Annotated in this window: 16 protein-coding genes; 14 read left to right on the top strand and 2 right to left on the bottom strand. The window is 43.2% G+C overall.

The window, feature by feature from the left end; translation table 11 throughout:
• The coding region (locus tag PHF79_00600; GenBank protein MDD5318309.1) for a hypothetical protein at positions 1 to 552 on the bottom strand (552 nt) is incomplete at its 3' end.
• Between the two features lie 94 nt (positions 553 to 646).
• Between PHF79_00600 and PHF79_00605 the strand changes: the two genes are divergently transcribed.
• The 4 genes from PHF79_00605 to PHF79_00620 are packed head-to-tail and all read left to right on the top strand — an operon-like array spanning position 647 to position 3,269.
• Positions 647 to 880 (top strand): hypothetical protein, encoded by a 234-nt coding sequence (locus PHF79_00605; GenBank protein MDD5318310.1) that lies wholly within the window; start codon positions 647 to 649, stop codon positions 878 to 880.
• A 34-nt stretch (positions 881 to 914) separates the two neighbouring features.
• Positions 915 to 1,481 carry a transcriptional repressor LexA gene (lexA, locus tag PHF79_00610; protein ID MDD5318311.1) on the top strand — a complete coding sequence of 189 codons (567 nt, stop codon included), beginning with the start codon at positions 915 to 917 and terminating at the stop codon, positions 1,479 to 1,481.
• Positions 1,482 to 1,526: 45 nt separating this feature from the next.
• Positions 1,527 to 2,993, top strand: a complete 1,467-nt coding sequence (locus PHF79_00615; GenBank protein MDD5318312.1) for an ATP-binding cassette domain-containing protein — start codon at positions 1,527 to 1,529, stop codon at positions 2,991 to 2,993.
• A gap of 12 nt (positions 2,994 to 3,005) precedes the next feature.
• On the top strand, positions 3,006 to 3,269 hold the full coding sequence (locus PHF79_00620) for a GIY-YIG nuclease family protein (GenBank protein ID MDD5318313.1): 264 nt from the start codon (positions 3,006 to 3,008) through the stop codon (positions 3,267 to 3,269).
• On the opposite strand, the gene PHF79_00625 is transcribed toward PHF79_00620, so the two are convergent.
• Entirely contained in the window at positions 3,217 to 4,530 is a 1,314-nt protein-coding gene (locus PHF79_00625; protein MDD5318314.1) for an aminoacetone oxidase family FAD-binding enzyme, read from the bottom strand. The genes PHF79_00620 and PHF79_00625 overlap by 53 nt on opposite strands.
• Positions 4,531 to 4,594: 64 nt before the next feature.
• On the opposite strand from PHF79_00625, the gene PHF79_00630 reads away from it, so the two are divergent.
• From PHF79_00630 to PHF79_00675, 10 genes are all read left to right on the top strand, one after another.
• On the top strand, positions 4,595 to 4,966 hold the full coding sequence (locus tag PHF79_00630) for a VOC family protein (protein ID MDD5318315.1): 372 nt from the start codon (positions 4,595 to 4,597) through the stop codon (positions 4,964 to 4,966).
• A 200-nt stretch (positions 4,967 to 5,166) separates the two neighbouring features.
• Positions 5,167 to 6,447 (top strand): DEAD/DEAH box helicase, encoded by a 1,281-nt coding sequence (locus tag PHF79_00635; protein MDD5318316.1) that lies wholly within the window; start codon positions 5,167 to 5,169, stop codon positions 6,445 to 6,447.
• A gap of 64 nt (positions 6,448 to 6,511) precedes the next feature.
• The gene (locus tag PHF79_00640) at positions 6,512 to 7,531 is read left to right on the top strand and encodes a class A beta-lactamase-related serine hydrolase (protein MDD5318317.1); all 1,020 of its coding nucleotides are present in this window, start codon (positions 6,512 to 6,514) and stop codon (positions 7,529 to 7,531) included.
• Positions 7,532 to 7,583: 52 nt separating this feature from the next.
• Positions 7,584 to 8,678, top strand: coding sequence for a hypothetical protein (locus tag PHF79_00645; protein ID MDD5318318.1), 1,095 nt, complete (start codon positions 7,584 to 7,586; stop codon positions 8,676 to 8,678).
• A 52-nt stretch (positions 8,679 to 8,730) separates the two neighbouring features.
• Positions 8,731 to 9,420 carry a DUF5666 domain-containing protein gene (locus PHF79_00650; protein ID MDD5318319.1) on the top strand — a complete coding sequence of 230 codons (690 nt, stop codon included), beginning with the start codon at positions 8,731 to 8,733 and terminating at the stop codon, positions 9,418 to 9,420.
• A 28-nt stretch (positions 9,421 to 9,448) separates the two neighbouring features.
• Positions 9,449 to 10,021, top strand: coding sequence for an RNA polymerase sigma factor (locus PHF79_00655; protein MDD5318320.1), 573 nt, complete (start codon positions 9,449 to 9,451; stop codon positions 10,019 to 10,021).
• Positions 9,987 to 10,754, top strand: a complete 768-nt coding sequence (locus tag PHF79_00660) for a hypothetical protein (GenBank protein ID MDD5318321.1) — start codon at positions 9,987 to 9,989, stop codon at positions 10,752 to 10,754. Before PHF79_00655 ends, PHF79_00660 begins: the two co-directional genes overlap by 35 nt.
• 10 nt (positions 10,755 to 10,764) lie before the next feature.
• On the top strand, positions 10,765 to 11,130 hold the full coding sequence (locus tag PHF79_00665; protein MDD5318322.1) for a DoxX family membrane protein: 366 nt from the start codon (positions 10,765 to 10,767) through the stop codon (positions 11,128 to 11,130).
• A 150-nt stretch (positions 11,131 to 11,280) separates the two neighbouring features.
• Positions 11,281 to 11,964: a peptidoglycan-binding protein gene (locus PHF79_00670; GenBank protein ID MDD5318323.1), complete on the top strand. Its 684-nt coding sequence runs from the start codon at positions 11,281 to 11,283 to the stop codon at positions 11,962 to 11,964.
• 105 nt (positions 11,965 to 12,069) lie between these two features.
• A complete protein-coding gene (locus PHF79_00675) occupies positions 12,070 to 12,732 on the top strand; it encodes a DedA family protein (protein ID MDD5318324.1) in 663 nt (220 codons plus the stop codon).
• Positions 12,733 to 12,771: the final 39 nt, after the last annotated feature.

Consider the following 12,771-nt stretch of genomic DNA (forward strand, 5'->3'; position numbering starts at 1 on the left):
CTTTCTCAGGAGTAACACGGTCATCAGTGAGTTGGCGCTGATCATGGCGATGGAGCGTAAAGTAGTGGCAACATTGTAGGCTTGCAGAGAAAAGAGCATCAGGATATGTCGCAAGACATTCATACCATAAAGTAGGGGAGTTTCAGTCTCCGGATGGATCCAGGTCTTGCGGAAGGTCGGCACAAAAGCCGTCAGGTCAATGCTGACAGCAATGATGACGGAGATAGTCGGGTCTTTGGTCAGAATCCATGGGATAATCCCTAGCAACGACACTATCAAAAAAAGCGTATCTATCTTTCGGATTCTTTTAAAACCATACTGGATGGAGAAAAGAAAAATAATGACTGTAAAGATTTCGGAAGCGGCTGTCGGCAGAGCTCCAATACCAGCCCCCTTAGCTACTTGGCCAAAAAAAATAATACAGGAGACTGTGGACCAAACAAACCAGGTGTAAGGGTGAGGCTGCACTCTTTTTTTGACAATATCTTTGAGGTAAGGCACATTGCCCACGATCGCTAAGGCCGCGGCAATAATGGCGATAATTTCTTTCATATTTAGGCCCTAGTATAGCACTTTTTGAAGCATCTCTGAGTTATCCACACCTCTTTCCTTGACTGGTGAACTGTGGTTCACTTATACTATAGACATGAGCAAAGGAGACATGATTAAAACAATCAATAGCGAATTGCAAAACCTCAATCGTGAGATCGACCTTAAGATTCTCAAAGGCTTGCCTTACAAGAGAGAAGCCAAGCGCCACAAATTTCTGCTTTCGCAGCTTCACAGTTTGACTCGTAGTTTTAGTCGAGCTGCCAGTGGCGCATCAAGCGGAGGTTGGTTTCGTAAAGCCGCTTCTGCGGTGGCATCATTTGTCCTTTAATTTACTTTTTAAAATTACTTTTATTTTCAAACCCATGATCCAAGAATATAAAAACAAAATCATCGCTTTCTATCAAAAGCATAGACGTATGCCAGGGTATAAAGAAATTATGGATATCACAGGCTACAAATCCAAAAACGCGGTCTACAAACTGATCAACAAGCTCGTCGAAGCGGGCTTGATCTCAAAAGATGCTCAAGGAAAAATAGTCCCTGCTAAATCTTTTGGTGAAATACCTGTCCTTGGTTTGGTCGAAGCCGGTTTTCCTACCGTAGCCGAAGAAGATACTTCAGAGACGATGAGTATTGATGATTATTTGATTGAACACAAAGAAGCCAGCTATATTTTGGAAGTAAAAGGGGATTCAATGATTGAGGCGGGGATCCAAGAGGGTGACCTGGTGATTGCCGAGCGTAAAAGTCAGCCAAAAGAAGGTGATATTGTGATAGCCGAAGTGGATGGGGGCTGGACCATGAAATATTATCGAAAAAAAGATGGACATATTTATCTCGAGCCTGCTAATAAAAATTATAAACCCATTTATCCCAAGGAGCAGCTGACCATCGCGGCCATTGTGAAAGGAGTGATTAGGAAGTATTAAGAGGCGAGGTATCGTGAGTGACAAATATATGTTACTCTCAAGGCCATGTCTCGAAACGAAGTCATTCTTAGGTTTGAAAAAGCCAGCTTTGAATATGGTCACAACAAACAGATCCTAGCGGAGGTGGATTGCTCGGTGCGTCGAGGTACCAAAGTCACCATCATGGGTCAAAACGGTGCTGGCAAGAGTACTATTTTTCAGCTCATCACTGGCGCCCTAAAACTCGAGGAGGGCAATATTTTTCTTGATAAGGGCATGACCATAGCCATCGCTCGCCAAGTGATCCCGCGAGATGAGCTCGATTTGACTGTCAGGGAATTTTTCTCAAAATGTTTTAAGAAAAAAGTGTATGATATTGACCCACGCATAGATGATGTGCTTGAGGCTGTCAACCTAATAGGACATTCCAAAATGCACGAACGCATCGTGAGATCATTTTCCGGTGGACAGCAGGCCCGACTTTTACTCGCTTCTGCCTTGATCCAGGATCCAGACTTGCTTTTGCTCGATGAGCCGACCAACAATCTGGATAAGGCTGGCATTGAGCATCTGACTCAGTTTTTGATTAATTACAAAAAGACAGTGATGGTTATTTCTCACGAAGCTGATTTTTTGAACGCTTTCACTTATGGGGTGCTCTATCTGGACGTCTTTACTAAAAAATTGGAGCAGTATGTGGGTAACTATTTAGATGTGGTGGCTCAAATCACCGCCAGAGTAGAAAAAGAAAATCGTAAGAACGCTCAGCTCGCCAAAGAAATTCAGGCCAACAAGGACAAGGCCAACTTTTTTGCCCAAAAGGGAGGCCAGATGCGTCTGGTAGCCAAGCGCATGCGTGAAAAGGCCGAGGAGCTCGAAGAGGAAAAAGTGGATACTCGGCGGGAGGACAAGACTATTCGTTCATTTATTATTCCTGCGCAGCAGGACTTGCCGGGAGAAATTCTGACAGTCTCTTCTTTTTCTGTCATGAATCCAAAGACTCACAAGCCAGTCACTCGCAAAACTACTATTTCTCTTAGGAAAAACCAGCACCTGTTGCTCAAAGGGCCCAACGGTATTGGTAAGAGCACCCTGCTCGAGCATATTGCTAAAAATGAAGCCGCCGGAGTCACTATCGCGCCGGATGTCAAAGTGGGATACTACCGCCAGGACTTTTCTACGCTTGATTTCAATGACACGGTCTATAATTCTCTGATGGAGGTGATGGAAAAAAAGATTGAGGAAAGCATGCGCTCGACCGCCGCCGGTTTTCTGATCAGTGGCGAGATGATCAATACCAAAATCGGGGATTTGTCTGAGGGCCAAAAAGGGCTGGTAGCTTTTGCCAGGCTCGTCTTACAAAAACCAGGACTGTTGATCCTTGATGAGCCAACCAATCATATCAACTTCCGTCACATTCCGGTCATTGCTGAAGCTTTAAATAAATACGAAGGGGCTATGATTGTGGTCAGTCACGTGCCAGATTTTGTCGAAAAAATTCGCATCGATGAGACGCTTGATTTGGAGAAGTAGTATACTTATTCCATGTCGTATTACACTTATATCCTTCAGTGTAAAGACCACACACTTTATATCGGCTCCACCAATAATCTTGAAAAAAGACTGCTAGCCCACAACACCTCAAAATCGGGCGCCCACTACACTAAAATTCGCAGACCAGTCACTCTAAAATATTCAGAAAAATTTGAGACAAAAGGCGAGGCTTTAAAAAGGGAGTATGCTCTCAAAAAGTTTTCTAGGCTTGAGAAGATGAAGCTGCTGCAGCGGTCCCAGCTACAAAACCCGTAGTCCAACACAACTGTAGACTATACCCTCCAGATGGTCGGTCAATATCGAGAAGATCCCCGACCAGATATAAATTTGGAAAAAGTCGTGAACGCATAGTCTTGAAATCAATTTCATCTAGTGAAACTCCACCACTAGTGATGATCGCTTTTTCCACACCGAGCAATTTATCCACCTGGATAGAAATATCCTTTAAAAATTTAACAAGCATGACGCGTTGATCACGGGTGATGCTATTGCACTGGGTATCTCCATCAATGCCTGAAAGTTCGACGATGATTGGAACGAGAGCAGAAGGGATCAAGCCACCGGCCAATCCGGGTCCACTTAAAGAATTCTTAAATTTTTTATTGCAATTTTCCTTAAAAATCTCCTGAAGTTTGGCATTGAGCTGGCCATAATCTAGTGCGGGGAGGAGATCGAGTGAGATGGTCACCTCGCCATATTTTAAAAGCTCACCGATGTCTTTGCTCATATTGAGAATGGTCGGACCGCTGAGACCAACATGGGTAAAGAGAACCTTGCCCTTTTTGATCACTCCCTGCTTTTCTCCGTTTTGGAGTGTGGTGATTTTAATATCGCTCAGGCTGACTCCAGCTAGTCTTTTGACCCAATTATCTTTGACGGCCACTGGTACAAGAGAGGGTGCGGGTAGAGTGACGGTATGGCCAATTTTTTTTAGCCAGGCGTAGCCATCTCCAGTCGAGCCTGTTTCAGGACGGGAAGTGCCTCCGGTGGCAAGAATAATGGATTTAGCTCGGATAATTTTTTTATTTTTTAGTTTTACGCCAGTGATCATTTTATTTTCCTCGATAAAGCCGACGACTGGAGAATCTGAAAGCACTTCTACCTTGCCGCTTTTCATATAATTGACTAAAACATCCCACACGGACTGAGCTTTGTTGCTAACAGGGAAGACCCGTTGGCCGTTCTCCACTTTCGTTTCCATTTTTCGCGCATGAAAAAAATCCAAGGTTTCCTTCACATTCCACTGAGAAAAAGCAGAAAAAAGAAACTTACCCTTGTTTTTGAATTTGTCGAGCAGTTTGCGCGTATCAAACTCAGCATTGGTCACATTACATCTGCCTCCACCAGTGATGAGGAGCTTTTTACCAAGGGAAGCATTTTTTTCGATCAAAATAACCTTGCCTGGCAGCAGCTCTGCCGCTCGCCCTGCCGCCATCATACCGGCAGGCCCGCCCCCAATCACAGCCACATCCCAGAGAGTCTCTGCCTTGCTGGTCTTTTTTTCTGTGTTTTCCATTGGTGGCATAGTAGCACAGACTCGTTTATACTTTAAACATAAATAAGTAAAACCAAATAAAAATATGAAACCAATTGAAATAGCTTTTGTTATCTATGCAGTCAGTGATCTTAAAAAGGGAAGAGACTTTTATGAGCGCGTGCTTGGTCTGACACCAGCAAGTGTCTGGTCTGAGGATGGGATAACAGGCATGATTGAATATGAAATGGGCTCACACACTCTTGCGATTGGCAAAGGCGCACCAAGTTTTAATCCTGGACCAAATGGAGCCGCCGTCGCCCTCGAGGTAGAGGATTTTGATTCTGCTGCGAAAGCATTAAAGGACAGTGGTGTGAAATTCTTAGTTGAACCTACTGAAACACCGGTTTGTCATATGGCAGTTTTTCAAGATCCAGATGGGAACAATCTGATGATTCATAAGCGAAAGAATAAATAGTTGACAAAATACCAGATATAAGCTACTCTGTAGAGGTAACTAAATCTCATTGGTTTTTCATGTGACGGATTCTATATCTTTTGTCTAAAAACTTACGAGACCACCTGATCGCGCACCCATTTATTACGCGCCCTTTTTAAGGTTTTGATTAGAGGTTATGGAGACTCGACGTCTCTTGTAGGTTAGATAATAGATAAAATATGTATCAAAAAAATAGTAGTTTTAGTCGTAGTCGCTCTAGTAGTGCTTCAGGCCCACGTTCCCCAGCCCGGAGTGGCTCTTTCTTTGCTCGACCTCCACGCGGCGGCCAGCGAGGTAATTTTCGCAGTAGTCCTCGCAGCGGTCCTCGGGGCCGGGCTTTTGGTGGTCAATACATTGACCCATCCCGTTTCATAAACAAAGTCACTGTCACTGAGGAAATGGAACATTTTGTACCCGAACACAAGTTTCAGGATTTTTTGATTGGAGAAAATTTGAAGCAGGGTATTGTTTCAAAAGGTTATGTCACACCGACACCGATCCAGGATCGTGCTATCCCTCAGGTCCTCAAAGGGCTTGATGTGGTAGGTATTGCCAACACTGGCACGGGTAAAACAGCGGCCTTTCTGGTTCCTCTTTTAAACAAGGTCCTACTTGATCGAAAGCAACAGGTGTTAGTCGTCGTGCCTACTCGAGAGCTCGCTATTCAGATTGATGATGAGCTCAAGGGTTTTGTTCAACACACCAAAGACTGCAAAATATTTTCAGTTTGCTGCGTGGGCGGAGCTAATATCCGTCAGCAGATTTCTCAGCTCCGCTACCAGTACAATTTTATTATTGGTACCCCAGGGCGTCTCAAAGATCTCATTGATCGCAAAATGATCAAGCTCCCAGAATTTGACACCATTGTGCTTGATGAGGCAGATCGCATGCTTGATATGGGTTTTATCAAGGATATGCGCGCTATCATGGCGGGGATGCCAAAATCGCACCAGACTCTTTTCTTTTCCGCCACTCTTTCTCCAGAAATTGAGGGCCTGATTAAAGAATTTTTGCGTGACCCTGTGCGCATTTCAGTTAAGACACGCGACACTGCAAAAAATGTGGAGCAAGACGTAGTGCGGGTAGGTCAAGGAGGCAATAAGTTTGACATTCTTGATGGACTGCTCAATCAAAAAGATTTTTCAAAAGTCTTGATCTTCGGACGGACTAAGCACGGAGTAGAAAAACTTTCTCAGGCCCTCATGCAGCGAGGGCTCAAGGCCGAATCAATCCATGGCAACAAAAATCATAGCCAGCGCCAAAGAGCGCTAAAAATGTTTAAGGATAACACTCTCCAGATCCTCGTAGCGACCGACGTGGCTGCTCGCGGTCTCGATATTCCTGATGTCAGTCATGTGATCAACTTTGATATCCCAGCGACGTATGAAGACTATGTCCATCGTATCGGCCGTACTGGCCGAGCCAACAAACGCGGCAAGGCTATTACCTTTATTGATTAGCCTCGGACGTAAAATTTTTATTGACAAAGACGTACTCTAAGCATACGATTTAGGTATAAGTTTTATGCAGAGCAAGTTTTTTAAGATTGCATTACCTATAGGTTTTGTTTTGATCGGGCTAGTGGCCGGATATTTTTTGCACAATACTGTTAGCGGTCAAAATACCAGCGGGCCAGGTCTAAGAGAAAATGATCCTCAATACCCGCTCACCCAACCTCTGCTTTTATGCTCTGAAAAATCCAGTTTTTATGAGTATACGCCATTGGCGGACAAAATAAAAAATTATATCGATCAGAAAAAAAAGGACGGATCTGTGAGTGACATTTCTTATTATTTTAAGGATCTAAACAGCGGCCAGTGGACAGGAGTCAACGAAAATGACCGCTATTCTCCAGCCAGTCTTTTGAAAGTGGCTGTGATGTTTGCCTATTTAAAACTAACAGAGCAGGATCCTTCTATTTTGGCTAAGGGTGTCTTATACGATACAAAAGAAAATCTGAACCAGTCAGAATATTTTTCCGCTACCACCACTCTAAAGCAAGGTGCTTCCTATACTTTTGCCAGTCTAATCCAGACTATGATAGAGAATTCAGACAATAACGCTTTGGCCGTCCTTGAAAATTTTATTGATCAAAAATCTCTGAATGAAGTTTATACAGACCTCGGTCTACCTTTACCACCTAGTCAGGACAGCACCTCGACTATAGATTATATTTCAACAAAGCTGTACTCCCATTTTTTCAGAGTTCTATACAACGCCACCTACCTAGATCGAGATCTTTCTGAAAAGGCTTTGGAAATTTTATCTCAGACAAATTTCAAACAAGGTATAGCTGCGGGTGTGCCTGCTGGCACTAAAGTGGCAGATAAATTTGGTGAAAGGACAGCTGAAACAGCAAATGGCGTTGTGGATTTTCGAGAACTCCATGATTGCGGTATTGTGTATATGACTGGCAATCCATACACCATATGTATCATGACAAAAGGAAAAAGTGATTTTAATACTCTCTCAAACATCATCAAGGATATCAGCGCCATCACGTATACAGAAGTGAGTGTGGGTATTGACAAAACTACCAAATAAGCGTATTTATAGAAATATAAGTAGTTAATTTTATAATCTTAACTATATTCTTATGAAAAAAATATCAATTTTTGCAGCAATTATGGCTCTAAGTATGGGTATTTTTACTCACGCTGCCTTGGCTGCTACGCCGACTCTTTCGGCTACGACCGTAGGTGGATCAGTTCAGATTACAGTCAGCGGGGATGTCAACTCACCTATATATCTCTATTACTACAACCCAGTCGGTTCTTCTAATATTGCTAATGCCGGGGTTATTGGCAATACCAATTCCAGCGGATATTTTTCAACTACAGTGAGCGGCAATGCTTACAATATTCCTTCAGGAACTAATGCCTACGTTGTCGTCAACAACCAGCAATCACCGATGATAGTTTGGCCGTACTTTACCGGGGGAGGTTACAATTCTCTAACTTTTAGTCAGACCAATGTTTACTTATCTATCAATCAAAGCGCAACGGTGAGTATTTTTGGTGGATCAGGAAGCTACTACATTTCTTCGAATTCCAATTCGGGCGTGATCAATGCCACTATCAATAGCAGCAATCAGCTTTACTTGACTGGAACGGGTTTCGGTACAGCCGCTTTGACTATCTGTAGTAACGGTGGGTATTCAGGGTGCGGTACTCTTTATGTAAATGTGCAATCAACCTACAACAACAACCAATCTCCCCCAGGCTTGAGTCAAAATAATTTAAATTTGAATGTGGGGCAGGGTCAACAGATCATAGTCTATGGAACAGGTAGCTATACGCTTTCGAGCAATTCCAATCCAAACGTCGTGTCTGCCTACATGACTGGAGGCAGTGTAGTCAATGTCTTCGGTACGAGTCCCGGTACATCGGTACTCTCTATCTGTGCGTCTAGCGGTGGTAGCGGATGTGCCAGTCTCTACGTGACCGTGTCTGGTTATGGATACTATGGAGGTACCAACTACTACAACAACCCTACGGTCTATACTTACCCAACAAATTATACTTATCCACAAGGGCGACCAGTGGCCGGCGTATACCTTAGTCAGGTTCCTTCAACGGGTATCAATTTCAACCTAAAAGTGGCTCTATTTATGATTGCTTTGGCATGTTGGAGTCTTCTCATGGCCCATATTCTTTTGACAAAATATACTCGCTCCAAGTGGTACATGTAATTTCTCCTGTTTTGTTTTGAAATAAAAATGAAATGCCCATGTATAAGTGGGTATGAAATCATATAAAAATTTTAGAAAAAGAATCCTTATTACAAGTTCAACGTTAGCTTTATCTCTGATAGTGGTCACCCCTACTTTTGCCTCAACCAAGTGGGGGCGCACGCATCTTGGAGAAGCAGGGCAGACCGGAGTGGTCGGATCAGTGACGGGGGTAAGCGGCAGCACTATTAGTCTAGTCGGAAAGTTTGCGAGTACCACTGACTACATAGTGGACGCCGCCAATGCCAAAATAGTCAAAAACGGTTCGACTATAAATGTTAGTGATATTCAGGTCAACGATGTCCTTTTGGTGAGAGGCACAGTCTCAGGCACTAATGTCGCCGCAACTAACATCGTCGACGGTAAGCCAGGGGTAAATCATAGCGAGAATATCCAGCATAAAAGTAATATCTCTATTGGAACGATTTCAGCTATCAACGGAGCCAGCTTTACTTTGGACAAATGGGAGCATGGCACCACGACCGCAGCCACCGCTCTGACTGTCGTCACAGATAACAACACGCTCTTTAAATTAAATGGGAAGACAGCTACTTCGACTGGCGGCGTGGGTAATCTTGCAATCGGTCAGCGAGTGGTAGTCCTCGGTTCAGTAGCTAATAATACAGTGACAGCGACCAGCGTAAATATTATGGCGCGACTGCCTGTCAGGGGAATGCACATCCGTCCTTTAAAAAATAAATAAAAATAATAAAAAATGGTAGAATGGCTTTATGGCTGAACACTCTGACGAAGAAGTTGCTTTACAGGTCCAACGAGGGCAGACTTGGCTTTTCTCTGTGCTTATAGGCAGATATGAAGCCAAGATGATTCGTTATGCCCAAAGATTCCTTTTTGGGTATGATGATGTCCAGGACCTGGTCCAGGAAGTCTTTATCAAGGCATACACCAATATCAAAAGTTTTGATGCGACTAGGAAGTTTTCGCCTTGGCTTTATCGGATTGCTCACAATGAGTTCATCAATGCCATCAAAAAAAGGGGCAAGGAACCGGTTACTTTTTTTGATCCAGACACTCTTTTTCCACATCCAGTCTATGAGGGTGGAGAAAAGGATACGCTTGATGATATGCAGGTCAAAAAGATGCTGGAAATCTCTTTAGACCGCTTAGATCCAAAGTATCGGGAACCTTTGGTCTTGTATTATTATGAAGAAGCTGATTATCAAGCCATTTCTGATATTATGAGAATACCTATATCTACAGTCGGTATCCGTTTGAAGAGGGGTCGAGAAGCCTTGAAAAAAATAGTCGATGAAGTCAATCCACACTACGAACATGACAAATGAAATAGACAACAAAATAGACGAGATGATTAAAAAGGGAAACCTAAAAATGCGACCCAAATGGTATTTTATTCTCCAGGGATTTTTGGCTGTATTGGGAGCCTTGTTCCTTTTCTTATTGCTCATATATGTGATTAGCTTTATTATTTTTGTGGTTTTCCATACGGGTGTTGCTTTTGTGACAGGTTTTGGTCCTTTGGGTATCCGAGCTTTTTTATTCTCGTTCCCTTGGATTCTAGTTTTGGTGGTGGTGGCCTTTATGGCTATTTTGGAAAAGTTGCTCAAACGCTATGCTTTTTCTTATCGTCAGCCGATTATTTATTCAGCCATGGGTATGATGGTGATAGTGGTTTTGGGAGGAGTCTTTTTGGCCCAAACGTCCATTCACGATGTATTTTTACGGCATGCTCGCAAGGGTGATCTCTCTCTACAGCCAATCGCGGGTGTGTTTTATAAAAACTATGGAGCGCCTCATTTTACGGACATTCATCTGGGGGTCATTACTCTTATTGATGCTCAGGGCTTTGTGATGCTGGATCACGATGGCGACGAGACAGCCAGAGTTTTTGTCACCCCAGATACGCGTTTTGATCCAAGCGCTGGTTTCAGCGTGGGGGACACTGTAGTGGTCTTAGGCGAAGAGGGTACAAGCTCGGCTACTTCCTCGGAAGCGTCCTTAGCTACTTCTTCGATTGATTTTTTTATCAAAGCTTTTGGCATTCGTAAAATAAAATAAGCATAAACAAATGAAATCCTTTTCACACATTTTATTGCGTATCAGTATGAGCTTGGTTTTTTTGTGGTTTGGTTTTCAACAGCTCGCTAGTCCCACAGATTGGATCGGTTTCTTGCCCACCTGGACTGTTTCTCTACCTATCAGTCAGATCGGCTTTGTTTATTTAAACGGCTGGTTTGAAGTGGTGGCAGGCTTGTTTTTGTTGGCCGGATTTTATACACGAGCGGCAGCCCTTTTGCTCGGGCTTCATTTACTAGGCATAGCCTATACTATTGGATATGGGGCCATTGCGGTGCGGGATGTCGGTCTAGCCTTGGCTACTCTATCTGTCTTTTTATACGGCAGGGATAAATGGTCTTTGGATAAAAAGTTTTAAAAAATAGAAAATAATGTTCAAATTTCGGCCTATTTACTAGGTATTTTTGATGTGTCATTACAAAGGGGCATTCACGTCATAGGTTGCATAAAAGGTCGCAGTGTTTTATGGATTTTGATCCATTCATTATTATTAGCTTAATCAACAAACATGAAATATATAAAAAATCTCGGTAAATGGGCGGAGGTTGTCATGGGTGGAATGGTTGTCGCAGCGGTGGTGGCCTTTGCTTTTGTTTACTCAATTGCGTTGGCTGCCGGTGCGCCCATCACTTCACAAATGTCAGTCGGCTCCCGTGGAGGTGATGTAAGCAACCTGCAGTCAGTCTTGGCTTCAAACCCTAAAATATACCCAGAAGGATTGGTTACGGGATATTTTGGTCCTTTGACGCAAGCTGCAGTTACCCAGTTTCAGGTGGCGTATGATCTTCCTCAGGCAGGAAGAGTTGGTCCACTGACTCTCGCCAAGCTTAATGGTGTGATTGCTTCTGGTCTCGGTGTGGATATCTCCGCTCCAGTTATTTTTGGAGTGAGTGTTCAAAATACAACAACCACAAATGGGTTGGATACAGTTACCTTCATGTGGAATACTAGCGAGGCCTCACAAGCCAAGGTCTTCTATAGTGCTCAGCCTTTGAGCTTGACTGAGTCTAGTCAAAGCTTCACAGCTCCATTCATTAGCGGCTCTGTGGCTGTAGATGCCAGCCTAAAGACTACTCAAGCCGTGACGGTATCGGGGCTTCAGCCTCATACAGTCTACTACTATGTGGTTGAGTCTATCGATGCATCTGGCAATGTTAGTGTCTCCACTCCTGCAACTTTTACCACTCAATAAAGTGATAAAACATTCAGCGGGGGATAGCCCAAAACAAGAGGCCTTCAAAGCCTCTTGTTTTGGGCCTGTTTTTTGCCTGTGCTATAATTATCCTACAAATTAAAAATGATGCGCTACTTTTTTTCACCTCTTCATTACTATCATCCATTTACACATTCTCTTTCACATATTCTGCCTTTCCTTGATCAAATAGGGCCATGGGGGTATCTAATCCTCTTTTTAATTTCTTTTGCAGAGGCTCTGCCAGTCATCGGCCTTTTTATTCCAGGGGTTTCCGCTTTGCTTTTTTTTGGCTTTGTTTCCTCACAAGGTTACGTTGATGTTCCCAATTTAATATTAGTGGCCGTTCTTGGAGCGGTGGCGGGGGATTTTGTGGCCTACGCTGTCGGTTTTCATGGCGAAAAACTTTTTCATCAAGGCAACCGTTTTTTCAAGCTGAGCCATCTAGAGATAGGAAAAACCTTTTTTAAAAAGTATGGGGATAAAAGCGTTTTTATTGGCCGGTTTATTGGTCCATTGCGGCCAATCGTACCTTTTGTAGCAGGCTTGGTAAAAATGCCTTTCGCGTCATTTTCCATCTGGAACATTTTAAGTGCCATTATTTGGTCAGCAGGGTATATTATTTTAGGTTTTATTTTTGGGTATAGAATTGGTTTAATAGAGCACTGGTTTTCTCGTCTAAGCCTGATTGCTTTTGCGCTGGTAGTCTTTTTTGTGGTGGCTTATATCGTGAGATTAAAAACGAAGAAGGAAATGGAAGTGGAGTAAACATAAATTTTTGCTTAGATAAAATTTATTTTTAGTTTA

It is taken from the genome of Candidatus Paceibacterota bacterium, from assembly GCA_028714275.1.
GTDB lineage: Bacteria > Patescibacteriota > Minisyncoccia > Phycocordibacterales > CAINVO01 > CAINVO01.